The sequence below is a fragment of the Pseudomonas chaetocerotis genome (genome assembly GCF_015712105.2).
Classification (GTDB): domain Bacteria; phylum Pseudomonadota; class Gammaproteobacteria; order Pseudomonadales; family Pseudomonadaceae; genus Aquipseudomonas; species Aquipseudomonas chaetocerotis.
Map to the genome: position 1 here is coordinate 199,321 of NZ_JACFYX020000006.1, position 25,974 is coordinate 225,294.

Annotated in this window: 23 protein-coding genes; 16 read left to right on the top strand and 7 right to left on the bottom strand. The window is 62.0% G+C overall.

The genetic code is table 11. From position 1 onward, the window contains the following. Window positions 1–78 precede the first annotated feature (78 nt). Complete coding sequence (locus H3221_RS12670) at window positions 79–378, bottom strand: hypothetical protein (RefSeq protein ID WP_196474771.1); 300 nt, start codon at window positions 376–378, stop codon at window positions 79–81. Between the two features lie 236 nt (window positions 379–614). Here H3221_RS12670 and H3221_RS12675 point away from each other — a divergent pair, with 236 nt between their 5' ends. Next, window positions 615–1,655, top strand: coding sequence for a threonine aldolase family protein (locus tag H3221_RS12675; RefSeq protein WP_196474772.1), 1,041 nt, complete (start codon window positions 615–617; stop codon window positions 1,653–1,655). Window positions 1,656–1,808: 153 nt separating this feature from the next. Here H3221_RS12675 and gbcB read toward each other — a convergent pair whose 3' ends face one another. Further along, entirely contained in the window at window positions 1,809–2,912 is a 1,104-nt protein-coding gene (gene gbcB / locus H3221_RS12680; protein WP_196474773.1) for a glycine-betaine demethylase subunit GbcB, read from the bottom strand. 313 nt (window positions 2,913–3,225) lie between these two features. On the opposite strand from gbcB, the gene gbcA reads away from it, so the two are divergent. Continuing rightward, the gene (gbcA, locus tag H3221_RS12685) at window positions 3,226–4,518 is read left to right on the top strand and encodes a glycine-betaine demethylase subunit GbcA (RefSeq protein ID WP_196474774.1); all 1,293 of its coding nucleotides are present in this window, start codon (window positions 3,226–3,228) and stop codon (window positions 4,516–4,518) included. Window positions 4,519–4,776: 258 nt separating this feature from the next. On the opposite strand, the gene typA is transcribed toward gbcA, so the two are convergent. Further along, window positions 4,777–6,600, bottom strand: coding sequence for a translational GTPase TypA (typA, locus tag H3221_RS12690; RefSeq protein ID WP_106733301.1), 1,824 nt, complete (start codon window positions 6,598–6,600; stop codon window positions 4,777–4,779). 129 nt (window positions 6,601–6,729) lie between these two features. Then, on the bottom strand, window positions 6,730–8,184 hold the full coding sequence (thiI, locus tag H3221_RS12695) for a tRNA uracil 4-sulfurtransferase ThiI (RefSeq protein WP_196474775.1): 1,455 nt from the start codon (window positions 8,182–8,184) through the stop codon (window positions 6,730–6,732). Window positions 8,185–8,512: 328 nt separating this feature from the next. On the opposite strand from thiI, the gene glnA reads away from it, so the two are divergent. From glnA to ntrC, 5 genes are all read left to right on the top strand, one after another. Continuing rightward, complete coding sequence (glnA, locus tag H3221_RS12700) at window positions 8,513–9,919, top strand: glutamate--ammonia ligase (RefSeq protein ID WP_196474776.1); 1,407 nt, start codon at window positions 8,513–8,515, stop codon at window positions 9,917–9,919. A 281-nt stretch (window positions 9,920–10,200) separates the two neighbouring features. Then, entirely contained in the window at window positions 10,201–10,767 is a 567-nt protein-coding gene (locus H3221_RS12705) for a DUF4124 domain-containing protein (RefSeq protein WP_196474777.1), read from the top strand. 5 nt (window positions 10,768–10,772) lie between these two features. Next, window positions 10,773–11,390, top strand: coding sequence for a DUF4124 domain-containing protein (locus tag H3221_RS12710; RefSeq protein WP_196474786.1), 618 nt, complete (start codon window positions 10,773–10,775; stop codon window positions 11,388–11,390). Between the two features lie 262 nt (window positions 11,391–11,652). Next, window positions 11,653–12,741, top strand: a complete 1,089-nt coding sequence (gene glnL / locus H3221_RS12715) for a nitrogen regulation protein NR(II) (RefSeq protein WP_017675830.1) — start codon at window positions 11,653–11,655, stop codon at window positions 12,739–12,741. Further along, window positions 12,738–14,171, top strand: coding sequence for a nitrogen regulation protein NR(I) (gene ntrC, locus H3221_RS12720; protein ID WP_196474778.1), 1,434 nt, complete (start codon window positions 12,738–12,740; stop codon window positions 14,169–14,171). Before glnL ends, ntrC begins: the two co-directional genes overlap by 4 nt. Before the next feature lie 152 nt (window positions 14,172–14,323). Here ntrC and H3221_RS12725 read toward each other — a convergent pair whose 3' ends face one another. Next, entirely contained in the window at window positions 14,324–14,722 is a 399-nt protein-coding gene (locus H3221_RS12725) for an NINE protein (protein WP_021490398.1), read from the bottom strand. Between the two features lie 147 nt (window positions 14,723–14,869). On the opposite strand from H3221_RS12725, the gene H3221_RS12730 reads away from it, so the two are divergent. Further along, a complete protein-coding gene (locus tag H3221_RS12730; protein ID WP_224490585.1) occupies window positions 14,870–16,081 on the top strand; it encodes a putative DNA modification/repair radical SAM protein in 1,212 nt (403 codons plus the stop codon). Then, window positions 16,081–16,968 (top strand): TIGR03915 family putative DNA repair protein, encoded by an 888-nt coding sequence (locus H3221_RS12735; protein ID WP_196477002.1) that lies wholly within the window; start codon window positions 16,081–16,083, stop codon window positions 16,966–16,968. The genes H3221_RS12730 and H3221_RS12735 overlap by 1 nt, the downstream gene beginning before the upstream one ends. Here H3221_RS12735 and H3221_RS12740 read toward each other — a convergent pair. After that, window positions 16,934–18,079, bottom strand: a complete 1,146-nt coding sequence (locus H3221_RS12740; RefSeq protein WP_196477003.1) for a PilT/PilU family type 4a pilus ATPase — start codon at window positions 18,077–18,079, stop codon at window positions 16,934–16,936. The two genes, H3221_RS12735 and H3221_RS12740, sit on opposite strands and share 35 nt — an antisense overlap. Before the next feature lie 115 nt (window positions 18,080–18,194). Further along, window positions 18,195–19,229 (bottom strand): type IV pilus twitching motility protein PilT, encoded by a 1,035-nt coding sequence (locus H3221_RS12745; protein WP_045735678.1) that lies wholly within the window; start codon window positions 19,227–19,229, stop codon window positions 18,195–18,197. Between the two features lie 217 nt (window positions 19,230–19,446). Here H3221_RS12745 and H3221_RS12750 point away from each other — a divergent pair, with 217 nt between their 5' ends. The 7 genes from H3221_RS12750 to metW all read left to right on the top strand — a co-directional run bounded on the left by H3221_RS12750 (window position 19,447) and on the right by metW (window position 25,971). After that, window positions 19,447–20,139: a YggS family pyridoxal phosphate-dependent enzyme gene (locus H3221_RS12750; protein ID WP_196477004.1), complete on the top strand. Its 693-nt coding sequence runs from the start codon at window positions 19,447–19,449 to the stop codon at window positions 20,137–20,139. A gap of 17 nt (window positions 20,140–20,156) precedes the next feature. After that, the gene (proC, locus tag H3221_RS12755) at window positions 20,157–20,975 is read left to right on the top strand and encodes a pyrroline-5-carboxylate reductase (protein WP_196477005.1); all 819 of its coding nucleotides are present in this window, start codon (window positions 20,157–20,159) and stop codon (window positions 20,973–20,975) included. 11 nt (window positions 20,976–20,986) lie between these two features. Then, on the top strand, window positions 20,987–21,580 hold the full coding sequence (locus H3221_RS12760) for a YggT family protein (RefSeq protein ID WP_196477006.1): 594 nt from the start codon (window positions 20,987–20,989) through the stop codon (window positions 21,578–21,580). An 80-nt stretch (window positions 21,581–21,660) separates the two neighbouring features. After that, window positions 21,661–21,966 carry a DUF167 domain-containing protein gene (locus H3221_RS12765; protein ID WP_224490587.1) on the top strand — a complete coding sequence of 102 codons (306 nt, stop codon included), beginning with the start codon at window positions 21,661–21,663 and terminating at the stop codon, window positions 21,964–21,966. Window positions 21,967–22,147: 181 nt separating this feature from the next. After that, window positions 22,148–24,124: a dynamin-like GTPase family protein gene (locus H3221_RS12770; protein ID WP_196477008.1), complete on the top strand. Its 1,977-nt coding sequence runs from the start codon at window positions 22,148–22,150 to the stop codon at window positions 24,122–24,124. A gap of 84 nt (window positions 24,125–24,208) precedes the next feature. After that, window positions 24,209–25,348: a homoserine O-succinyltransferase MetX gene (metX, locus tag H3221_RS12775; protein ID WP_196477009.1), complete on the top strand. Its 1,140-nt coding sequence runs from the start codon at window positions 24,209–24,211 to the stop codon at window positions 25,346–25,348. 2 nt (window positions 25,349–25,350) lie between these two features. After that, complete coding sequence (metW, locus tag H3221_RS12780; RefSeq protein ID WP_196477010.1) at window positions 25,351–25,971, top strand: methionine biosynthesis protein MetW; 621 nt, start codon at window positions 25,351–25,353, stop codon at window positions 25,969–25,971. Window positions 25,972–25,974 lie beyond the last annotated feature (3 nt).

Genomic DNA, 25,974 nt, shown 5'->3' on the forward strand with positions numbered 1-25,974 from the left:
ATGGCCTGTGGAAACATGGCGCCAGGCCAGAGTTCATGGGGCTCCGGCACCAGCGCCTGCTATTTGCTCAACGACGCCTTACGGCTTGAGCTTGCCAGCACAGCTGCTGGAGGCATTCACCAGACGCTGCTGCATGGCAGGGTCAGGCGGTGACTGGCGGCTGATTTTCTGCAATTCAGCTTCACTGAATTCCTGGCTGACCTTGGTAGCAGCGCAGTCGCAATAAGCGCGCAATTGTGGCTCCTCGTAGCCTGCCGGTGCGCCTGCGATGCACTGCTGAACGAACTCGGTCTTGGCGTTATCCGACCACTCGGCAGCGGAAACGGGGAGCGCCACGGCCAGCGGCAGGGCAAGGGCGAGCAGGTGACGATAAGTCATGGGAAACTCCTTCTCTTGATTGCGGAGGGCGGATCGACTGCCGCCCTCTGGTATGTGTGAGCTCCGCAGCAAGCCCCGAGTTCCATCTCCGAGCCGAACGGCTGGCCACGAACCGACCCGGCAGTACGCTTCAGCGCAACAACTCGTCGCCGCGGCGGACGCCTGACCGACGGTCGCAGGGTAAAGTGAGCGCTTTGTCGGCAGATCCGCCGGCAGGTTTTAGAAGGAAAGCGCCAATGCCCGACAATGCCCAGCAATTCGCCAGCGACAACTACTCCGGCATCTGTCCCGAAGCCTGGGCCGCCATGGCCGAAGCCAACCAGGGCCACCAGCGCGCCTATGGCGATGACGAATGGACGGCGCGCGCCGCCGATCACTTCCGCCGCCTGTTCGAGACCGACTGCGAAGTGTTCTTCGCCTTCAACGGCACCGCCGCCAACTCCCTGGCCCTGGCCTCGCTATGCCAGAGCTACCACAGCGTCATCTGCTCGGAAACCGCCCACGTCGAGACCGACGAATGCGGCGCACCGGAGTTCTTCTCCAACGGCTCCAAACTGCTGCTGGCCAAGACCGACAACGGCAAGCTGACGCCGCAAGCCATCCGCGAAATCGCCCTCAAGCGCCAGGACATCCACTACCCGAAACCGCGCGTGGTCACCCTCACCCAGGCCACCGAGGTCGGCACCGTGTACCGCCCGGAAGAAGTCCGCGCCATCAGCCAGGTCTGCAAGGAGCTGAATCTCAACCTGCACATGGACGGCGCGCGCTTCTCCAACGCCTGCGCCTTTCTTGGCTGCAGCCCGGCGGAGCTGACCTGGAAGGCTGGCGTCGATGTGCTGTGCTTCGGCGGCACCAAGAACGGCATGGCGGTAGGTGAAGCCATCGTCTTCTTCAACAAGGATCTGGCCGAAGACTTCGACTATCGCTGCAAGCAGGCCGGCCAGTTGGCATCGAAGATGCGCTACCTCTCCGCGCCCTGGGTCGGCATCCTGCAGGACGATGCCTGGCTCAAGTACGCCAATCACGCCAACCGCTGCGCGCAGTTGCTGGCCACGCTGGTCGAGGACGTGCCCGGTGTCAGTCTGATGTTCCCGGTGGAAGCCAACGGCGTGTTCCTGCAACTGTCGGAGCCGGCCATCGCCGCCCTCACCGCCCGCGGCTGGCGCTTCTACACCTTCATCGGCGCCGGCGGCGCACGCTTCATGTGCAGCTGGGATACCGAAGAAGCCCGCGTGCGTCAGCTAGCCGCCGATATCCGTGAAGTGATGAGCGCCTGAGCGACGCCATGACACCCCCGTGGGAGGGGCTTGAGCCGCCATCGTAGCCCGGATGCAATCCGGAGAAATCGATCAATCGCCCCGGATTTCATCCGAGCTACAGCCCCGTAGGGTGCGCTGCGCGCACCAGCGCCCTCCGATCTAACGTGACGATCAATAGTCGATCGCCACATCCCCTTTCGGCACGCTGCAGCACGACAGGATGTAGCCCTCGGCCACATCCTCGTCGGTGATGCCACCGTTGTGCTCCATCTCCACTTCGCCCGCCGTCTTCATCACCTTGCAGGTACCGCAGATGCCCATGCCGCAGGCCTTGGGAATATGCAGACCAAGCTTGGCGGCAGCAGCGTGCACGGTTTCACCGGGCACCACGCGAATGCTCTTGCCGGTGCTGATGAATTCCACCTGGTGCAGGTCGGCCAGCGGTACATCCGGCGCGTCGGCCGCTTCGGCCGCCAACTCCTTGACCTCGGCGCGAATCTCCGGCGGCGTCGGGCCGAAGGCCTCCTCGTGATAGCGACTCATGTCGTAGCCGTTACCTTGCAGCAGGTGCTTGATCGCGCCCATATAAGGAGTAGGGCCGCAGCAGAAGATCTCGCGATCAAGATAATCCGGGGCGATCAGCTCCAGCATCGGCTTGTTCAGGTAACCGCGGTAACCGGCCCAGGACTCCCCCAACCCATGCTTCTCGCAGATGATGTGCAGGCTGAAATTGTTGATGCGCGCGGCCATGTGCTCCAGCTCACGCTGGTAGATGATGTCCTTGGGCGAGCGCGCACTGTGCACGAAGACCATATCGACATTGGCGTTGGTGTCATAGAACCAGCGCGCCATCGACATCACCGGGGTGATGCCGACACCGCCGGAAAGAAACAGCACCTTGTCAGTGGGGAAATCGATGGCATTGAACAGCCCCACCGGCCCATGCACGGGCACCTCGTCGCCTTCCTTGAGGTTGTCATGCAGCCAGTTCGACACCTTGCCGCCCGGCACACGTTTGATGGTAATGGAGAAGCTGTAAGGCACCGAAGGTGAGCTGGAGATGGTGTAGGAACGCATGATCGGCTGGCCGTCGATCTCCAACTCCAGGGTGACGAACTGCCCCGGCTTGAAGAAGAACAATACCGGCTGATCGGCCATGAAGCAGAAAGTGCGCACGTCCCAGGTTTCCTGGATCACCTTGACGCAACGCACCAGATGGCGACCGTTGGTCCAGGTCTGCGTCGTAACCGGATTGAGGAAGGCGTTGGTGCTCATGAACGGCTCTCCACGCGGCCGGATATCGGCCTATATGCGGCGGATTGTGCGAAAGGCTGCTGGTCCTCATTTATCTACCAGCGACATCCGCATGCTTATCGCGACCTGCCCGATAGCGCGGGGCCTGGCGCGTCGGAAACAAATCCGGCCATGTCGCCCATGGATAAGGTTTTACCTGTTGCCGGCTCCACACTCCGCTCACCAAGCATGCACGCCCATTGCAGGCGGCAGCGATTGATCGAGACCTTGCGGCACATACCGTATCAGCCACTACTTCCGGCAGGCGCGAGGCGCCCGCCAATGAGGAGCCACCATGGACTGCACCCAAAACCTGAGCCTGGGCGACCCGCTGGAGCCTGCCCGCAAGGCCACCGCGCAGATGCTGCATGAGCGCGACCACAGCTTCTCGCTGCCGCAACCCTTCTACAACGACGAGCGCCTGTTTCAGGTCGACATGCAGGAGATCTTCCACAAGGAGTGGCTGATCGCCGGCATGACCTGCGAAATCCCGGCCAAGGGTAACTTCCTCACCCTGCAGATCGGTGACAACCCGATCCTGGTCATACGCGGCGCCGAAGGGCAGATCCACGCCTTCCATAACGTCTGCCGTCATCGCGGCTCGCGTCTGTGCGTCTCGGACAAGGGCAAGGTCGCCAAGCTCGTGTGTCCCTACCACCAATGGACCTACGAGCTGGACGGTCGCCTGCTGTTCGCCGGCAGCGAAATGGGCGCCGACTTCGACCTCAAGGACTACAGCCTGAAACCGGTGCAGTGCAAGACCGCCGGCGGCTACATCTTCATCTCGCTGGCGGAAAACCCGCCGGCCATCGACGAGTTCCTCGCCACCCTGGCGCACTACATGGAACCCTACGACATGGAGAACACCAAGGTGGCCGTGCAGACCACCCTGATGGAAAAGGCCAACTGGAAACTGGTGCTCGAGAACAACCGCGAGTGCTACCACTGCAATGGCTCGCACCCGGAACTGCTCAACACCCTGCTGGAATGGGATGACGTCACCGACCCGCGCGCCAGCCAGGCGTTCAAGGATCAGGTCGCCGAATGCACCACCCGCTGGGACAAGGACAACATCCCCTACGCCCACGCCAGCTTCGGCCTGCGCAACCGTATCGTGCGCATGCCCCTGCTCAAGGGCACCGTGTCCATGACCATGGATGGCAAGCAGGGCTGCAAGAAACTGATGGGCCGCATCACCGACCCGGACCTGGGCTCCATGCGCATCCTGCACCTGCCACATTCGTGGAACCACTGCATGGGCGACCACATGATCGTCTTCACCGTGTGGCCGATCAGCGCGCAGCAAACCATGGTCACCACCAAGTGGCTGGTGCACAAGGACGCCGTGGAAGGTGTCGACTACGACGTCGCCCGCCTGCGTCAGGTGTGGGACGCCACCAACGACCAGGATCGCCGCCTGGCCGAGGAAAACCAGCGCGGCATCAACTCCACGGCCTACCAGCCGGGCCCGTACTCCAAGACCTACGAGTTCGGCGTCATCAACTTCGTCGACTGGTACAGCGAGCGCATGCTCAACAACCTCGGCGACACCCCGGCGCAATCGCTGCGCCAGGTAGCGGGCGAGTGATGACGCTCAGCCTGCTGGTGGTGATCGGGCTGGCAGCCTATGGCCTGCTGGCCTGTCGGCCAAACAGCTGCTGAGCAGGCAAAACCCGGCCGCCACAATACCGGCATCGGAGCATGTCACCGGATTGCATACCGGCTACTTCTGACAACGGAGCCGTTGAGCGTGCAGGTGCGCACCTACGGATGCCGCCATGCAAAAAGCCCCGCCAGATCGCTCTGGCGGGGCTTTTCATTTACAGCAGAGGCTAGTCGCTAAGCGTCAGGCCTTGTTGGCTTTCTTGGCAGCGCGGGTGCGCTCGCCTTCGTCGAGGATCTTCTTGCGCAGACGGATCGACTTCGGCGTCACTTCGCACAATTCATCGTCCTGGATGAACTCCAGAGCCTGCTCCAGGGTGAAGCGAACCGGCGGTACCAGGGCGATGGTTTCGTCCTTGCCCGAAGCACGCATGTTGTCGAGCTTCTTGCCCTTGGTCGGGTTGACGCCCAGGTCGTTGTCGCGGCTGTTCAGGCCGACGATCTGACCGTTGTAGATTTCCTGGCCGTGCTCGACGAACAGCTTGCCGCGCGCCTGCAGGGTTTCCAGGGAGTAGGTCAGCGCCTTGCCGGTGTCGATCGACACCAGTACGCCGTTCTGACGGCCCGACATGCTGCCCGGCTTGACGGTGTCATAGCGGTCGAAGATCGAGGTCAGGATGCCGGCGCCGTTGGTCAGGGTCAGGAACTGGTTACGGAAACCGATCAGACCGCGAGCCGGGATGTTGTACTCCAGACGCACGCGACCTTTGCCGTCCGGCGACATGTTGGTCAGGTCGCCCTTACGCAGGCCCATTTCTTCCATGACCTTGCCCTGGGATTCTTCAGGGATGTCGATGGTGACGTTCTCGAACGGCTCCTGCTTGACGCCGTTGACTTCACGGATGATCACTTCCGGACGGCCAACGCCCATTTCGAAACCTTCGCGACGCATGGTTTCGATCAGTACCGAGAGGTGCAGCTCACCACGACCGGAGACCTTGAACTTGTCGGCGCTGTCGCCTTCTTCAACGCGCAGGGCCACGTTGTACAGCAGCTCCTTGTCCAGACGCTCCTTGATGTTGCGGCTGGTGACGAACTTGCCTTCTTTACCGCAGAACGGCGAGTCGTTGACCTGGAAGGTCATCGAGACGGTCGGCTCGTCAACGGTCAGCGGCTTCATCGCTTCGACGTGGTTGATGTCGCACAGAGTGTCGGAGATGAACAGCTGATCCATACCGCTGACGCAGACGATGTCACCGGCGGTGGCTTCTTCGACGTCTACGCGGTGCAGGCCGTGGTGACCCATCAGCTTGAGGACACGACCGTTACGCTTCTTGCCATCGACGTCGATGGCAATGACCGGGGTGTTCGGCTTGACCTTGCCACGGGCAATACGGCCAACGCCGATGATGCCGAGGAAGCTGTTGTAGTCCAGCGCGGAGATCTGCATCTGGAACGGGCCGTCGAGGTCGACGTTCGGTGCCGGTACGTGGTCGACGATAGCCTGATACAGCGGGGTCAGGTCTTCAGCCATGTCAGCGTGGTCGAGACCGGCGATGCCGTTCAGGGCGCTGGCGTAAACGACCTGGAAGTCGAGCTGCTCATCGGTGGCGCCGAGGTTGTCGAACAGGTCGAAAATCTGGTCCATGACCCAATCCGGACGCGCGCCCGGACGGTCGATCTTGTTGATCACGACGATCGGCTTGAGGCCGGCTTCGAAGGCCTTCTTGGTCACGAAGCGGGTTTGCGGCATCGGGCCGTCCTGGGCGTCAACGACCAGCAGCACGGAGTCGACCATGGACATCACGCGCTCGACTTCACCACCGAAGTCGGCGTGGCCGGGGGTGTCGACGATGTTGATGCGGTAGTCGTTCCACTTGATGGCGGTGTTCTTGGCCAGAATGGTGATGCCGCGCTCTTTTTCCTGGTCATTGCTGTCCATCACGCGCTCGTCGTTGAGCTCGTTGCGTTCCAGGGTGCCGGACTGACGCAGCAGGGCGTCGACGAGGGTGGTTTTGCCATGGTCGACGTGGGCGATGATGGCGATGTTGCGCAGATTTTCGATCACTGTGTGTATCTCGATCAGAGGATTCGGTGTGTCGCCCAGCCTGGACGACGAATATGAAGAAAAGGGGATCAGCGAGCTGAACGGTCGGGAGGGCGATGGCGGATACTTCCGCCATTAAGCCCCGGCGTTCTATGCCGGACGATAAACGCGCACATTGGCATGTCCCTCGCTCAGCAGATGGTGGGCGTGCAGGCGACTCATGACGCCCTTGTCGCAATACAGCAGGTACTGGCGGTTCTCATCCAGTTCCTTGAATTTGTTGTTCAGCGCATAGAATGGCAGCGCCTGCACTTCGATGCCCGGCACGTCCAGCGGCTCGTCTTCGGCGGCGTCGGGATGACGGATGTCGATGACGATCTGTCCGGCCAGCGCTTCACGCACCTCCTCGACTTGCACGTCCTTGCCCAACTCGTCGATCACGCGGTCGATGGGCAACTGGGTAGCACGTTCGAGGGCGCGTTCGAGGATGGCCATGTCGAACTGGGCCTCCTCGTGCTCGATGCGGTAACCACGGGCCTTGGTGGTCGGGTTGACCGAGATCACGCCGCAATACTCGGGCATGTTCTTGGCGAACTCGGCGGTGCCAATGCGCGTGGCGGTGTCGATGATGTCCTGCTTGTGGCTGGCGATCAGCGGGCGCATGACCAACATGTCGGTAGCCGAATCGATCACTGCAAGATTGGTCAGGGTCTGGCTGGAGACCTGACTGATCGCCTCGCCGGTGACCAGCGCCTCGATCTGCAGGTTCTCGGCGATACGGGTGGCAGCACGCAACATCATGCGCTTGAGGATAACGCCCATCTGGCTGTTGTCGACCTTGCCGAGAATCTCACCGACCACTTCCTCGAACGGCACACTGATGAACAGCACGCGCTGCGAGCGGCCGAACTTCTGCCATATATAGTGCGCCACTTCCATCACGCCCAACTCGTGGGCACGCCCGCCGAGATTGAAGAAGCAGAAGTGGCTGACCAGGCCGCGACGCATCATCTGGTAGGCCGCCACGGTGGAGTCGAAACCGCCACTCATCAGCACCAGGGTCTGCTCCAGCGAACCCAGCGGGTAACCACCGAGACCTTCGTGGCGGTTGTGCACCACGAACAGGCGCTGGTCGCGAATCTCCATGCGCACTTCGACTTCCGGCTTTTTCAGGTCGATGCCAGCCGCATCGCACTCACGGCGCAGGCGCGAACCGACATGCCGCTCGACATCGATGGAAGAAAATGCGTGCTTGCCGCCGCGCTTGCAACGCACCGCAAAAATCTTGCCCGGCAATTGCTCGGCGTAATGACGCTTGCAGTGCTCGGTGATCTCGTCCAGATCGCCCAGCGGGTATTCATTGACTTCGAGGAACAGACCGATGCCCGGCATGTTGCGCAGGCGCTCGGTCATCTCGGCGAGCAACTTGGGATCGTCCAAGTCGGTTTCGACTTCGAGGTTGTCCCAGACACCGGTCACCCGCAGTTCGGGGTCAAGATCGCGCAGCACGGAGCGAATGTTCTTCCCCAACTGGCGGATGAACTGCTTGCGCACCGGGCGGCTCTTGATGGTGATTTCCGGGAAAACTTTGACGATGAGCTTCATGAATAGGCCGCCCGCTTGGGGGACGAAAAAACAGGGGCGCGGATTATAGCGGAAATTGTTCAAGCTTTGACCAAAAATACTGCACCACTCACGCAGCGCACCAAAATAGATCTTTCGCCAAATTAAAGGCCCTTAAATGGTGCAAATATTTATGGTGAATTAGCGCGCAGACAGCGCGGTGCCTGAGTTTCGTGGCTTCTGCCCAATAAAGGGCACTGGCATGCAATTTGCTCCCTTGTGAGGCAGGTCGCCCTGGAGGACTATCCCGCCGGGCTTCACCGCATCTTCAAGGCTTATCGATAAGAGCCTTTTCCACCTGGAGGACAACATGTCTAAGGCTGTTCAACTGATCAAAGAACACGACGTGAAGTGGGTAGACCTGCGCTTCACCGACACCAAGGGCAAGCAGCACCACGTGACCATGCCGGCCCGTGACGCCCTGGACGAAGATTTCTTCGAGCACGGCAAGATGTTCGACGGCTCGTCCATCCATGGCTGGAAAGGCATCGAAGCCTCCGACATGATCCTGATGCCGGTAGACGATACCGCCGTTCTGGATCCGTTCACCGAAGAGCCGACCCTGATCCTGGTCTGCGACATCATCGAGCCGAGCACCATGCAAGGCTACGACCGCGACCCGCGCTCCATCGCCAAGCGCGCTGAAGAGTTCCTCAAAGGCACCGGCATCGGTGACACCGTATTCGTTGGCCCGGAGCCCGAGTTCTTCATCTTCGACGAAGTGAAGTTCAAGTCCGACATCTCCGGCTCGATGTTCAAGATTTACTCCGAGCAAGGCTCCTGGATGACCGACGGCGACGTCGAAGGCGGCAACAAGGGCCACCGTCCAGCAGTCAAAGGTGGTTACTTCCCAGTTCCGCCGTGCGACCACGACCACGAAATCCGTACTGCCATGTGTAATGCCATGGAAGAAATGGGCCTGGTGGTCGAAGTGCACCACCACGAAGTGGCGACTGCCGGTCAGAACGAAATCGGCGTGAAGTTCAACACCCTGGTTGCCAAGGCTGACGAAGTTCAGACCCTGAAGTACTGCGTGCACAACGTAGCCGACGCCTACGGCAAAACCGCTACCTTCATGCCGAAGCCCCTGTACGGCGACAACGGCTCGGGTATGCACGTGCACATGTCCATCTCCAAAGATGGCAAGAACACCTTCTCCGGCGAAGGCTATGCCGGCCTGTCCGATACCGCTCTGTATTTCATCGGCGGCATCATCAAGCACGGCAAGGCTCTGAACGGCTTCACCAACCCGTCGACCAACTCCTACAAGCGTCTGGTCCCAGGTTTCGAAGCTCCGGTAATGCTGGCCTACTCGGCGCGTAACCGCTCGGCCTCGATCCGTATTCCTTACGTTTCCAGCCCGAAAGCCCGCCGTATCGAAGCGCGCTTCCCGGACCCGGCTGCCAACCCGTACCTGGCCTTCGCAGCTCTGCTGATGGCCGGTATCGACGGTATCCAGAACAAGATCCACCCGGGCGATGCGGCCGACAAGAACCTGTACGATCTGCCGCCGGAAGAAGGCAAGCTGATCCCGCAAGTCTGCGGCAGCCTGAAAGAAGCCCTGGAAGAGCTGGACAAGGGCCGTGCGTTCCTGACCAAGGGTGGCGTATTCTCCGACGACTTCATCGATGCCTACATCGAGCTGAAATCCGAAGAAGAAATCAAGGTACGTACCTTCGTACACCCGCTGGAATACGACCTGTACTACAGCGTCTAAACCAGTCTCGCGCCGCCTGGTGCAGCGCGTTCGAAAGCCCCGCCCGGCTCTGCCTGGCGGGGCTTTTTCATTTTCCACCGGTAGGGTACGCCGCGCGCACCGAAAGCCCGAGACTATGCAGCAGATGCTGCGCACAGCTCAGTACTCCACGACGCCCTAAGTAATCCGCGCCCAGGGCCAGCGCCGATTTGTAGCCAAACATCACAGCCATAACGCCCTGCGCTTGCCAGGAACCGCCAGCAGTGCAAGGCTTAGCGCATCATCCGCGGAAGGATCGGCCCATGCGCCCGTTACTCGCCTGCCTGCTGCTTGCCCTGGCCTTGCCGGCCAGTGCGCAGATCTACAAATACATCGACGCCAACGGCAACACGGTCTTCACCAACCAGCCACCCGATGGCACGGCAGCCGAGAACGTCAACCTGCCACCAACCAATACGGTAGAGATGCAGACGCCCAGCATTCCCGCAGGCACCAACGGCGACACCTCAGCACAGAGTGCCGCACCCTATTCGACACTGAGCCTGACCGGTATCCCTGATGATGAAGCCATGCGCGCCAACAACGGCACCTTCGTCGTTGGAGTGAACATCCAGCCACGCCTGCAACCCGGCCACCAGCTCCGACTGATTCTCGATGGCAAGCCATACGGTCAGGCCGGCAACGTGCCGAGCCTGCAGCTGACCGATGTCGAGCGCGGCGAACACAGCCTGGCGGTGGCGGTCGTCGCTGGCGAACGCATCGTCCAGCAAAGCACCACCGAAACCTTCACCGTGCAGCGCATCAGCGTCAACAGCCCTGCCCGCCCACCTGTAACGCCACCGCGCCCGACTCCGAGACCTACGAACTGATCATGATGCGTACACTGCTGCTCTGCCTGTTGTTCATCAGCCAGGCAGCCTCGGCCCAGGTCTATACCTACGTCGATGCTGAAGGTAACCGCGTATTCACTGACAAGCCGCGCAGCAGCACTGCCGAACGGGTGATGCTGGCGCCGTCCAACAGCGCGGAAATGAGCCAACCCCACCCCACGGTGCGCATGGCCCCGCCACCTGCGGTAAGCAAACCGACCGTGCACTATCAGGTGCTGCGCATTCTCGTGCCGGAACCGGACGCCTCGATCCACAACGGTTCCGGCGACATGATCGTCACCCTCACCAGCGAGCCAGGCCTGCTGCCCGGCCACAGCTACCGGTTGCGGCTCGACGGCGAACCCCAGGGCGAGACAACCCGCAGCCCGGTATTCTCCCTACAGCACGTCGACCGTGGTACGCACCAACTGGTGGCAGAAATCATCGATTCCGCCGGACTCATCGTCGAGCGCACACCGGCGCAGCCCTTCCACATGCACCGCATGACCCTGGCACAGAAGCGCAAAATCAATCCTTGCAAGAAGGATGAATACGGCGTTCGCCCCGAATGTCCACTCAAAGACAAGCCCAAGGAAGAGGCCAGCATCCTTCCCTTCTTCTGAATTCGATTGCACCTTAATAGTGCAATCGAACGCACCACCTCCTAAGCTCTCCCTGTTTTGGGTCGTTTTTCTCAACCCAACCTCGCTACCACGCCACCAGACCTCGGGCGGATCGCACAAAAATTGCCGGAAGCCATTTTTGACCTCGCTTGCGACGGCCCAAATGGGGGCCACCAGGGATGGCAGGCCATAAAAAATGCGTCTTTTCGGGGCCTTGGTTTGCTTCTTGCATTTTCCTGCCCATTGCCGGAATGCGCTGCCTATGACCATCAACGACGCTCTGCACCGACTGCTACTCGACAACCTGACCACCGCCACCCTACTGCTCAACAGCCAGCTGTGCCTTGAGTACATGAACCCGGCGGCGGAAATGCTTCTGGCCGTCAGCGGCCAGCGCAGTCATGGTCAGTTCATCAGCGACCTGTTCACCGAATCGCCAGAGGCGCTGTCATCGCTGCGCCAGGCGGTGGAGCAGGCTCATCCGTTCAACAAGCGTGAAGCCGTGCTGACCTCGGTCACTGGCCAGACCCTGACCGTGGACTACGCCGTCACCCCGCTATTCAGCAAGGGCGAAACCCTGCTGCTGCTGGAAGTGCACCCGCGCGACCGACTGCTGCGTATCACCAAGGAAGAGGCGCAGCTGTCCAAGCAGGAGACCACCAAACTGCTGGTGCGCGGCCTCGCCCACGAAATCAAGAATCCGCTCGGCGGCATTCGTGGTGCAGCACAACTGCTGTCGCGCGAACTGCCCAACGAAGAGCTCAAGGACTACACCAACGTCATCATCGAAGAGGCCGACCGCCTGCGTAACCTGGTCGACCGCATGCTCGGCTCGAACAAGTTGCCGTCGCTGGCGATGACCAACGTGCACGAGGTGCTGGAGCGCGTCGCCAACCTGATCGAAGCGGAAAGCCAGGGCAGCATCACGTTGGTGCGCGACTACGACCCGAGCATTCCGGACCTGCTGATCGACCGCGAGCAGATGATCCAGGCCGTGCTCAATATCGTGCGCAATGCCATGCAGGCCATCGCCGGACAGAAGCACGACATGGGTCTCGGGCGCATCAGCCTGCGTACCCGCACCCTGCGCCAGTTCACCATCGGCCACACGCGCCACCGCCTGGTGGTCAAGGTCGAGATCATCGACAACGGCCCAGGCATCCCGCCTGAGCTGCAGGAAACCATCTTCTATCCCATGGTCAGCGGGCGTGCCGACGGCACCGGCCTGGGCCTGGCCATCACCCAGAACATCATCAGTCAGCACCAGGGTCTGATCGAGTGCGAGAGCTATCCCGGCCACACCGTATTCTCGATCTTCCTACCGCTGGAACAAGGAGCGCCCACGCCATGAGCCGCAGTGAAACCGTCTGGATTGTCGACGACGATCGTTCCATCCGCTGGGTGCTGGAAAAGGCCCTGCAACAGGAAGGCATGACCACCCAGAGTTTCGACAGTGCCGACGGTGTACTCGCCCGCCTGACCCGCCAGCAGCCGGACGTGATCATCTCCGATATCCGCATGCCCGGCGCCAGCGGCCTCGACCTGCTGGCCCGCATCCGCGAGCTGTACCCGCGCCTGCCGGTGATCATCATGACCGCGCACTCCGACCTGGACAGCGCGGTGGCCAGTTATCAGGGCGGCGCCTTCGAATACCTGCCCAAGCCGTTCGACGTCGACGAGGCCGTCTCGCTGGTCAAGCGCGCCTTCCAGCACGCTCAGGAACAACAAAGCCTGGCCGCGCCCGCAGCGCAGGCACGCACCCCGGAAATCATCGGCGAGGCGCCGGCGATGCAGGAGGTGTTCCGCGCTATCGGCCGCTTGAGCCACTCCAATATCACCGTGCTGATCAATGGTGAATCCGGCACCGGCAAGGAACTGGTGGCCCACGCCCTGCACCGCCACAGCCCACGCGCGGCAGCGCCGTTCATTGCGCTGAACATGGCGGCGATCCCCAAAGATCTGATGGAGTCCGAGCTGTTCGGCCACGAGAAAGGTGCCTTCACCGGCGCGGCCAACCAGCGTCGCGGCCGTTTCGAACAGGCTGATGGCGGCACCCTGTTCCTCGACGAAATCGGTGACATGCCGGCCGACACCCAGACCCGTCTGCTGCGCGTATTGGCCGATGGCGAGTTCTACCGTGTCGGCGGCCATACCCCGGTGAAAGTGGACGTACGCATCATCGCCGCCACCCACCAGAACCTGGAAACCCTGGTACAGGCCGGCAAGTTCCGTGAAGACCTGTTCCACCGCCTCAACGTCATCCGCATCCATATCCCACGTCTGGCTGATCGCCGCGAGGATATCCCGACCCTCGCTCACCACTTCCTCGCACGTGCTGCGCAGGAGCTGGCGGTGGAACCGAAGCTGCTCAAGAGCGAAACCGAGGATTACCTCAAGCACCTGCCCTGGCCGGGCAACGTGCGCCAGCTGGAGAACACCTGCCGCTGGATCACCGTCATGGCCTCGGGCCGTGAGGTCCATGTCGACGACCTGCCGCCGGAGCTGCTGACTCAGCCGCAGGACGTCGCCCCGGTGACCAACTGGGAGCAGGCGCTGCGTCTGTGGGCCGATCAGGCCCTGGCGCGTGGCCAGTCCAACCTGCTCGACAGCGCCGTGCCGGCTTTCGAGCGCATCATGATCGAGACCGCACTCAAGCACACCGCCGGCCGCCGCCGCGACGCCGCCCTGCTGCTGGGCTGGGGTCGCAATACCCTGACGCGCAAGATCAAGGAACTGGGCATGAAGGTCGACGGCGGGGATGACGACGACAGCGACGACTGATCCCGCCAGCATGACGAAAAAGGGCATCCCATGGGATGCCCTTTTTATGTTCAACCGGTGATCAGACCATTCAGCGGTGCGCACGGCGCACCCTACCCGCAGCGCGACGACCTTAGGGTGGGCCGCGCGCACCGCCAATTGTCGCCGCCCGATCAACCGCGCTGCGCGTTCTTGATCGAGATCTGCGTGTTCAGCGTCCAGAAGTCATAGAGCACACCGATCAGGAACAGGCCGCCGGTGAACAGGTAGATGATCCCGGTGATCCACTTGCCCTGATACATGCGGTGCACACCGAACACACCCAGGAAAGTCAGCAGGATCCACGCCACGTTGTAGTCCGTATCCCCCGCGGTAAAGCGCAGGTCGGCCTCGCGATCCATCGAGGGAATCAGGAACAGGTCGATGATCCAGCCGATGAAGAACAATCCCAGGGTGAAGAACCAGATGGTGCCGGTGACCGGCTTGCCGTAGTAGAAGCGATGGGAACCGAGAAAACCGAAAATCCACAGCAGATAGCCGATCAGCTTGCTGTGCGTATCCTGTCGTTGCATGACGAACTCCTTGTACGAGGTGCAGCTGTGACGCTGCGCGCCGAGTGAAGGTTTCATTTTCGCAGAAACGATGCAACACAACGAATGACTTGATAGCTGTACGACGCCCATATACTGTATAAAAAAACAGTATAGATATCGCCTGCCATGCAACTGATCGAAAAGCTCACCATCCTCGCCGACGCAGCCAAGTACGACGCTTCCTGCGCCAGCAGCGGCGCGCCAAAGCGCAGCTCCAAGGGCAAGGACGGCATCGGTTCGACCAACGGCATGGGCATCTGCCACAGCTACACGCCGGATGGTCGCTGCGTGGCGCTGCTCAAAGTCCTGCTGACCAATTTCTGCCTGTACGACTGCCAATACTGCATCAACCGACGCTCCAGCGACGTTCCGCGTGCGCGCTTCACCCCCGAAGAAGTGGTGACGCTGACCTTGGACTTCTACAAGCGCAACTGCATCAGCGGCCTGTTCCTCAGCTCCGGCATCATTCGCTCGGCCGACTACACCATGGAGCAGTTGATCCGCGTCGCCAAGCTGTTGCGCCAGGAGCACCAGTTTCGCGGTTACATTCACCTCAAGACCATCCCCGATGCCGCACCGGAGCTGATCGCCGAAGCCGGCCTGTACGCCGATCGCCTCAGCGTCAACATCGAACTGCCCACCGAGACCAGCCTGGTTCGCCTGGCGCCGGAAAAGAACGTCGGCAGCATCCACAAGGCCATGCAAAACATTCACCTCGGCGAACGCGAGGCCAAGGAAGAGCGCCGCGCGCCGCGCTTCGCCCCGGCCGGGCAAAGCACGCAGATGATCGTCGGCGCCGATGCCACCGATGACAGTACCATCCTGCACAACGCCCAGAGCCTGTATCACGACTATCGCCTGCGCCGCGTCTACTACTCGGCGTTCAGCCCGATTCCGCAGAGCCCGAAGACCGTGCCCTTCGAAGCGCCACCGCTGCTGCGCGAGCACCGCCTGTACCAGGCCGACTTCCTCATGCGCGGCTACGGCTTCAGCGCCACGGAGCTGCTGGACGGCCCGGGCAACCTGGAGCTGGACATCGACCCCAAGCTGGCCTGGGCGCTGGCCAATCGCGAGCAGTTTCCGGTGGACCTCAATCGCGCCGACGAGTCGCTGATCGCCCGCGTGCCTGGCATCGGCGTGCTCAGCGCGCGGCGCCTGGGTGCGCTGCGGCGGGAACGGCGCATCCGCTACGAGGATCTGACCCGCCTGCGCTGCGTACTGGAAAAGGCCAGGCCCTTCATCATCACCCAGGATTACCGGCCGCCACGTGCCGAACACGAGTCAGTGGTACTGCGCCAGCAACTGCGCGACACACCGGCACAGATGGCGTTGTGGTGATGCACAGCCTGCGCTTCGACGGCACCTTTGCCACCTGGCGCCAGGCCGCGCGCCGTGCACTGCTGCAAGGCTTGGCACCACATCAGTTGCAATGGCTGGACGAAGAAGCGGCGCCAGGCCTGTTCGACCAGCCCGCCGAACGTGCGCCTGAGCCAAACGGTCGCCTGCGCGTATCACCCGAACTGCTCGATTTGCTGGAAAGCGCCGCACAGTACCGTGGCGATGAGCGCTGGAGCCTGCTCTACCGCATACTCTGGCGCTTCGTGCAGGGCGAGCGCAGCGCCGTGCTGGCCGGCGACCCCGACGGCAGCGAGCTGCATCGTCGGCTCAAGGCCGTGCGCCGTGAGGCCCATCACTTGCACGCCTTCGTGCGCTTTCAGCCGAGCAAGGCTGCCGGCGCGCCGGACTTCGTCGCCTGGTTCGAACCGGCGCACGACATTCTCGCTTCGGCCAGCGGCCACTTCGCCGAGCGTCTGGGCAAACATAGCTGGCTGATCGCAACGTCGCGTGATGGCGTTTACTGGGATGGCCAGCGCCTGCAGCATGAGCGCCGCTGCCCAGCGCAGTGGCAAGCCTGGGCGCGGCAGCCCGAGGATGACGGTCAGGCCCTGTGGCGTGCGTACTACGGCAGCACCTTCAACCCGGCGCGGCTCAACCGCACGGTGATGCAGCAGCATCTGCCGCTGAGATTCTGGAAACACCTGCCGGAAGGCCCGCTGATTCCGCAACTGATGAGCGAGGCACGCGCCGGCGCGCAGCGCGATGGCCAGGCATTGGTGCTGGCAGGCAGGAAGGGCAAACGCATCGCCCGGATAAACGAAGGGGACGCATCGCGCCCCCCGTCTGATGACGTCAGCGGAAGCGACGCCCCGGATCTTCCTCACTGACCTCCAGCGCCAGGCCCTGGGCCATGCTGGTCAGGTGATCGCCGTCGGTTTCCGAACCGAGCTTGATCATCAGACGCAGGTCGTTGGCCGAGTCGGCGTAGAGCAACGCATCTTCGTAGGTGATCTCGCCCTGGGTGTAGAGGTTGTACAGCGCCTGATCGAAGGTCTGCATGCCCTGCTCGGTCGAGCGTTTCATCAGCCCCTTGAGTTCGTGCACCTCGCCCTTGCGAATCAGGTCAGCAGCCAATGGGGTGTTGATCAGCACCTCGATGACCGCGCGGCGGCCCTTGCCATCCGGGGTCGGCACCAGCTGCTGGGCGACGATGGCCTTGAGGTTGAGCGACAGATCCATCCACACCTGGTTCTGCCTGTCCGCCGGGAAGAAGTTGATGATGCGGTCCAGCGCCTGGTTAGCGTTGTTGGCGTGCAGGGTGGCCAGGCACAGGTGGCCGGTTTCGGCGAAGGCCACGGCATGATCCATGGTCTCGCGGGTCCGCACCTCACCGATGAGGATCACATCCGGCGCCTGACGCAGGGTGTTCTTCAGCGCCACTTCGAACGACTCGGTGTCGATGCCCACTTCACGCTGAGTGACGATGCAGCTCTGGTGCTGGTGGATGTACTCGATCGGGTCTTCGATGGAGATGATGTGACCGCTGCTGTTCTTGTTGCGGTAACCGATCATCGCCGCCAGCGAGGTGGACTTACCGGTACCGGTGGCACCGACGAACAGGACCAGGCCGCGCTTGGTCAGCGCCAGCTTCTTGAGGATTTCCGGCAGTTTGAGGTCGTCGAGGGTGGGGATATTGGTCTCGATCCGGCGCAGCACCATGCCCACCAGGTTGCGCTGGTAGAAGGCACTGACGCGGAAACGACCGATACCACGGGCACTGATGGCGAAGTTGCACTCATGGTTCTCGGCAAAATCACGGCGTTGCGCCTCGTTCATCACGCCCAGCACGGTCTCGCGAGTCTGCTCCGGCGACATGGCGTTCTTGGTCACCGGCATGATCTTGCCATTGACCTTCATCGACGGCGGCACGCCAGCGGTGATGAACAGGTCGGAGCCGCCTTTTTCGACCATCAGGCGCAGTAGTTTTTCGAATTCCATCGTCGTTCTCGCAGCTTCGTGAGCAATGCCGTGCGGCAGCCATCTGCCGAATCGTAGGAGCGAACTCTGTTCGCGAACAAAACTTCGCTCGCGATGCCCGCTCCTACACCAGTTCCTAGAAGTTTTCCGGGCTCTTGGCCTTCTCGCGCGCACTGTCGCGGCTGACCAGGCCTTTGGACACCAGCGTCTTCAGGCAGGCATCGAGGGTCTGCATGCCCAGCGCGCCACCGGTCTGGATAGACGAGTACATCTGCGCAACCTTGTCCTCACGGATCAGGTTACGAATGGCTGGGGTGCCAATCATGATTTCGTGAGCGGCAACACGACCGCCGCCGATTTTCTTCAGCAAGGTCTGCGAGATCACCGCCTGTAGCGATTCCGAGAGCATCGAACGGACCATCGACTTTTCCTCGGCCGGGAACACGTCGACCACGCGGTCGATGGTCTTGGCGGCGGAGGTGGTGTGCAGGGTGCCGAATACCAGGTGGCCGGTTTCTGCGGCGGTCAGCGCCAGACGGATGGTTTCCAGGTCGCGCATCTCGCCCACCAGGATGATGTCCGGGTCTTCACGCAACGCCGAGCGCAGGGCTTCGGAGAAGCCATGGGTGTCGCGGTGCACTTCACGCTGGTTGACCAGGCACTTCTTCGACTCGTGGACGAATTCGATGGGGTCTTCGATGGTGAGAATGTGGTGGTACTTGTTGCTGTTGAGGTAGTCGAGCATCGCCGCCAGGGTGGTCGACTTGCCCGAACCGGTAGGACCGGTGACCAGAACCAGGCCGCGCGGCACGTCAGTGATCTTGCGGAACACTTCGCCCATGCCCAGGTCTTCCATGGTCAGCACCTTGGACGGAATGGTACGGAACACCGCACCTGCGCCACGGTTCTGATTGAAGGCGTTGACCCGGAAACGCGCCACGCCCGGCACTTCGAAGGAGAAGTCGGTCTCGAGGAACTCTTCGAAGTCCTTGCGCTGCTTGTCATTCATGATGTCGTAGATCAGCGCGTGTACCTGCTTGTGATCCAGCGGCGGCAGGTTGATGCGGCGTACATCGCCGTCGACGCGGATCATCGGCGGCAGACCCGCCGAGAGGTGCAAATCCGACGCGCCTTGCTTGGCGCTGAAGGCGAGCAGCTCAGTGATATCCATGGGACTCCCCAATTACAAGCAAGCAGGTAGAATGCCGCGAACCCCGAGAAGGTGTTTACAAAGCAGCGAGCGAAGGTCAGGCAAGGCGAAGTCAGGTGAAAAGGCGCGGCGTACGAGTTGTACATGAACCTTCTGAGGGTGACTTCAACGCAGCATGGTCGAGCGCAGCAGTTTGTAGACGCCCTCTCTAGAGGTAGGGCTTTATAGAGCGCAATTAATGTCCACGATAGCAGAGAATATTGCAAAGGTCGGAGCGCGCATCCGTGAGGCGGCGCAAGCCTCGCAGCACAATTTGGCGGATATCGGCCTGCTCGCGGTGAGCAAGACCAAACCAGCAGCGGCCATTCGCGAAGCCTATGCAGCCGGTTTGCGCGACTTCGGCGAGAACTACCTGCAGGAAGCGCTGGGAAAACAGGTCGAATTGAACGATCTACCCTTGATCTGGCACTTCATCGGCCCCATTCAGTCGAACAAGACCCGGCCTATCGCCGAGCATTTCGACTGGGTACATTCGGTGGATCGACTGAAAATCGCCCAACGCCTGTCCGAGCAGCGCCCCGCGCACCTGCCGCCGCTGAATATCTGCCTGCAGGTCAATGTCAGCGCTGAGGACAGCAAATCCGGCTGCAGCCCAGAAACGCTGCCAGAGCTGGCCAAGGCCGTCGCCGCCCTGCCCAACCTGCGCCTGCGTGGGCTGATGGCAATTCCCGAACCTACTGACGATGTCGCCGCGCAGCATGCCGCCTTCGCCCACTTGCGCCAGTTGCGTGATGACCTGGCGCTGAACCTCGATACCCTGTCCATGGGCATGAGCCATGACCTGGAAGCCGCCATCGCCGAAGGCGCCACCTGGGTGCGCATCGGCACCGCCCTGTTCGGCGCCCGCGATTACGGCCAGCCCACCCATTGAATGAAGGAACTCCCGTAATGAGCAACCCGATCATCGCCTTCATCGGCGCCGGCAACATGGCCGCCAGCCTGATTGGCGGTTTGCGTGCGCAGGGCGTGGCAGCCAGCGCCATCCGCGCCAGCGAGCCCGGCAGCGAACAGCGCGCCCGCCTGCAGCAGGAGCATGGCATCGGCACCTTCGCGGATAACGGTGAAGCCATCAAAGGCGCCGACCTGATCGTGCTGGCGGTCAAGCCGCAGATCATGAAGGCGGTATGCCTGGATCTGGCTCCGCACCTCGCGCCGAATCAGGTGATCATCTCCATCGCCGCCGGCATCAGCTGTGCCAGCCTGGAAAGCTGGCTGGCCCAGCGTCCCGTCGTACGCTGCATGCCCAATACGCCGGCACTGCTGCGCCAGGGGGTTTCCGGCCTGTTCGCCAACCCACGCGTCAGCGCCGAGCAGAAAGCCCAGGCCGAGCAGGTACTGAGCGCCGTCGGTCTGGCCCTGTGGCTGGATAATGAAGCGCAAATCGACGCTGTCACTGCCGTATCCGGCAGCGGCCCGGCTTATTTCTTCCTGCTGATCGAAGCCATGACGACGGCTGGCGAGCAGCTTGGCCTGCCGCGCGAAACTGCTGCGCGCCTGAGCATCCAGACCGCGCTGGGTGCCGCGCGCATGGCCAGCGAGAGCGATGTCGAAGCCAGTGAACTGCGTCGCCGCGTCACCTCGCCGAACGGAACTACCGAAGCAGCAATCAACACCTTCCAGGCCGGCGGCTTCGAAGCGCTGGTACAACAGGCACTGAATGCCGCCGCCAATCGCTCGGCCGAACTGGCCGAACAACTGGGTCAATAAGGGAAGCAAACATGTCCGGACTCATCGAAGCCCTGATCTACATCATTCAGACCCTCGGCAGCCTGTATCTGCTGATCGTCCTGCTGCGTTTCATCCTGCAACTGGTACGCGCCGACTTCTACAACCCGCTGAGCCAGTTCATCGTCAAGGCCACGCAGCCGCTGGTGACGCCTCTGCGCCGAGTCATTCCGGGATTCGCCGGGCTGGATCTGGCCTCGCTGGTGCTGGCCATCCTGGTGCAGCTGCTGCTGATGGTCGTCACCCTGACGCTGATGGGCTACAACGTCGGCGGCTTCATCCTGCAGCTGCTGGTGTGGTCACTGATCGGCGTGACCTCGCTGTTTCTCAAGGTGTTCTTCTTCGCCCTGATCATCAGCGTGATCCTCTCCTGGGTCGCTCCAGGCAGCTACAACCCCGGTGCGCAGCTGGTCAATCAGATCTGCGAGCCGCTGCTGGCACCGTTTCGCAAGCTGCTGCCGAACCTCGGCGGCCTGGATATCTCGCCGATCTTCGCCTTCATCACCATCAACCTGATCGATCGCTTCGTGATTGGCGGCCTGGCCGCTTCCACCGGCCTGCCACCGATGCTCAGCCCCTTCCTCTAGCATGAGAGTCGCGCAGCGACACCTTCCTTGCTGACCTTCTCCCTCCGGGAGAAGGTGGCGCGCAGCGCCGGATGAGGGGTATGCCGATCAAGACCGCAAGTTTCTACCGCTGGGACGGCGAGGACCTGATCCTCGACTGTCACCTGCAACCCAAGGCGAGCAAGAATGAGTTCGCCGGGCTGCATGGTGATCGGCTGAAGATCCGCCTCACCGCCCCACCGATCGAGGGCAAGGCCAACGCGCATCTGCTGGCCTTTCTGGCCAAGGCTTTTGGCGTGGCCAAAAGCCAGGTTAACCTGGAAAGCGGCGAACTCAATCGACAAAAGCGCCTGCGCATTCGCTCTCCGAAAAACCTGCCGCCGATTCCCGGCCTACAGCGTGCCTGATGACCATTCAGCCACCAGACCCGACCACAAGGCGGGACTGTATTAGCAGCCAATTGACGGCCGCCCTGTACCTCGCATAATGCAGTTTATTTCCGCGATTGCCGTGCTTCCTGGCGGCAACGCCAACCGAACAGTCACGCAGCCCCAGCAAGTGGATGAACTTGCCGAGAGGAGAGCCAGGATGAGCATGGAACGTCTCAGCCAGCAGGTTGACGCTTACGTCGCCTGGAAACGCGAACTGATGCGCGAGATCACGCGTTATCGTAGCTGGCTGGAACATAACCGGCTCAACTCCGAGGCCGTTCAGGCCAAACTCGAACGCGCGCTGAAGATCCTGCGTACCGATCACATCACCCTGGCCTTCGTCGGCGAGTTCTCACGCGGCAAGACCGAGCTGATCAACAGCCTGTTCTTCTCCGAATACGGCCAGCGCATGCTGCCTTCGCATGCCGGGCGTACCACCATGTGCCCCACCGAGCTGTTCTTCGACCCGCGCTCGGAACGCCCCTACATTCGTCTGTTGCCCATCGAGACGCGCACGGCCTCGGCCAGCGTCGCACAGTTCAAACGCATCCCGCGGCACTGGGTGAACATCCCGCTGGATACCAGCGACCCGGCCAATATGGCCCTGGCTTTCAGCCAGGTGGCCAAAACCAAATCCATGCCGGTGGAACAGGCGATCCAGCTCGGCTTCCACCCGGACATGCTCGAAGGCACCGGCAAACGTGGCCAGGTACTGGTGCCGGCCTGGCGCCATGCGATGGTCAACTTCGACCACCCGCTGCTGCGTCAGGGCCTGCGCATTCTCGATACCCCCGGGCTCAACGCCCTCGGTAGCGAGCCGGAGCTGACCCTGTCGATGCTGCCCAATGCTCAGGCAATCATCTTCCTGCTGGCCGCCGACACCGGCGTCACCGCCAGCGACATGAGCATCTGGCAGCAGCACATCCGCCAGCTCGACGAAGACACCCAGACCAGCTTGTTCGCCGTACTGAACAAGATCGACGTTCTGTGGGACGACCTGGCAGGCGAGACTTTCGTGCAGAACGCCATTGGCCAGATCCAGAGCGCCACCGCCAAGCAGTTGGGCATCGCCAAGCAGGACGTACTGCCGCTGTCGGCCAAGCAGGCACTGTTGGCCAAGGTGCGCAGGGACGAAGAACTGCTGGCACGCAGCCAGATGGCTGGCCTGGAGAACCTGCTATGCGAGCGCATCGTCGCGCAGAAGGAGCGCCTGATCGAAGATAACGTGGTGCGTCAGGTGCTGGCGCTGCTCAATAACAGTCAGCACGTGCTCAGTCTGCGCCTGGAGAAAGTCAGCGAACAGCTGGCCCTGCTCGGAAGCCATCAGCAGGACAATGGCCAGTTGCTGTTCGAGCTGACCGCCAAGACCAAGGAAGATCACAGTCGGCATCACAAGCGCCTGCTCGGTCTGAAGACCAATCAACGCCTGCTGCAACGCCAGGGTCAGCTGCTGCGTCACGCCGCACGCGCCGAACGCCTGGAAGAACATCTGAGCGAGGTGCGCCGCAATCTCACCGGCAGCTGGACCACCCTGGGCATCAACCAGGCCATCCTGCATTTCTTCCGCGCCGTCGAACAGGACCTGCACAATCTGCAACACGAAGCCGACATGGCCAACAAGATGGTTGCAGCCATCTATCGCCGACACAACGAAGACAATCCGCTGGGTGGCGTGGACGCCCCGCAGTTCAAGATCCAACGCTACCTGCGTGAACTCAACAAACTGCAGGCCAAGGGTGACCAATTCCGGCTTCACGTGAAAACCCTGCTCACCGAGCAGCGCAGCCTGACCCGGCGCTTCTTCGCCACCCTGGCCCAGGAAGTGATTGGTCTGCACCAGCGCCTGCGCCTGGATGCCGAGCAATGGGCCGCCGATGCACTGATGCCACTGATGCAACACACCCTGGAACACAAGCAGATGCTGGAAAGCCACATGCTGCGCCTCAAGGCCCTGGCTCAGGAAACCCAGCAGACGCGCAAACGCAGCCTGCAACTGGCGCGCTACCGGGAAGAGTTGGAGCAGCAACTGGTCCAGGCCGGCGACATGCTGCGCGTGTTGCGGCGCCCGGCACCGGTGCAGCGCCAGGGCAAGGTGGTCAGCCTGCCAACAGCAGCACGCCCGCAAAGCCTGTAAAGCGGAGCGGGCGCCCGCTCGCTTGCCGCTCGGGTCGGCGCTCTTTAGACTGGCGCCCTCCTCCGATTTGTTAGCAGCGCCTCAATGCCCACTGCATTTCCCGAAGATTCCGTCGGTCTGGTCAGCCCCCGGGTGTTCCGTTTCAGCGAACCTCTGGCACTGGCCTGCGGGCGCAGCCTGGCCGAGTACGAACTGATCGTCGAAACCTATGGCGAACTGAACGCCGCGCGCAGCAATGCGGTGCTGATCTGCCACGCCCTGTCCGGCCACCATCACGCCGCCGGCTACCACAGCCCGGATGATCGCAAGCCCGGCTGGTGGGACAGCTGCATCGGCCCCGGCAAGCCTATCGACACCAACAAGTTCTTCGTCGTCAGCCTCAACAACCTGGGCGGCTGTAATGGTTCCACCGGCCCAAGCAGCGCCAACCCGGCCACCGGCAAGCCCTATGGCGCCGACTTCCCGGTGATGACGGTGGAAGACTGGGTGCACAGTCAGGCTCGCCTTGCCGATGTGCTCGGCATCGCCCAATGGGCGGCGGTGATCGGTGGCAGTCTCGGCGGCATGCAGGCCATGCAGTGGACCATCAGCTACCCCGAGCGCGTGCGTCACTGCCTGGCGATTGCCTCGGCGCCCAAGCTGTCGGCGCAGAACATCGCCTTCAACGAGGTGGCGCGCCAGGCGATTCTCACCGATCCGGAATTTCACGGTGGGCATTTTCAGGAACAGGGTGTGATCCCCAAGCGCGGGCTGATGCTGGCGCGCATGGTCGGCCACATCACCTACCTGTCCGATGACGCCATGGGCGAGAAATTCGGCCGTGGCCTGAAGAGCGAGAAGCTCAACTACGACTTCCACAGTGTCGAGTTCCAGGTGGAAAGCTATCTGCGCTATCAGGGCGAAGAGTTCTCCGGCCGTTTCGATGCCAACACCTACCTGCTGATGACCAAGGCGCTGGACTACTTCGACCCGGCCGCCGCCAACGACGGCGACCTGGCCTACACCCTGGCCGCCGCCAAAGCGGACTTCTGCGTGATGTCCTTCACCACCGACTGGCGCTTCTCCCCCGCCCGCTCGCGGGAGATCGTCGACGCCCTGACGGCGGCGAAGAAAAACGTCTGCTACCTGGAAATCGACGCACCGCAGGGCCATGACGCCTTCCTCATGCCGATCCCGCGTTACCTGCAGGCGTTCGACAGCTACATGAAGCGAATCGAGGTATGAGCATGCGAGCGGATCTGGACATCATCCAGGAATGGATCGCCCCGGGCAGCCGTGTGCTCGACCTGGGCTGTGGTGACGGCGAGTTGCTGGCCTGGCTGCGCGACAACAAGCAGGTGGCCGGCTATGGCCTGGAGATCGACCCGGACAAGATCGCCCTGTGCATTGAGCGCGGCGTCAACGTCATCGAGCAAAACCTCGACCTCGGCCTGGGCAACTTCGCCAGCAACAGCTTCGATGTAGTGGTCATGACCCAGTCGCTGCAGGCGCTGCATTACCCGGACAAGGTGCTGGCCGAGATGCTGCGTGTAGGCAGGACGTGCATCATCACCTTCCCCAATTTCGGCCACTGGCGCTGCCGCTGGTACCTGACGACGAAAGGTCGCATGCCAGTGTCGGACTTCTTGCCCTATACCTGGTACAACACCCCGAACATCCACTTCTGCACCTTCGAGGACTTCGAGCGTCTCTGTCACGCCCAAGGTGCCCGTGTGGAAGAACGCCTGGCAGTGGACCGTGACCACCGCCATGGCCTGGCAAGCCGCATCTGGCCCAACCTGCTGGGCGAGATCGGCATCTACCGCATCAGCGGCGCGGACCTGTCCGCCCAGCGCGTCGCGGTCTGAACG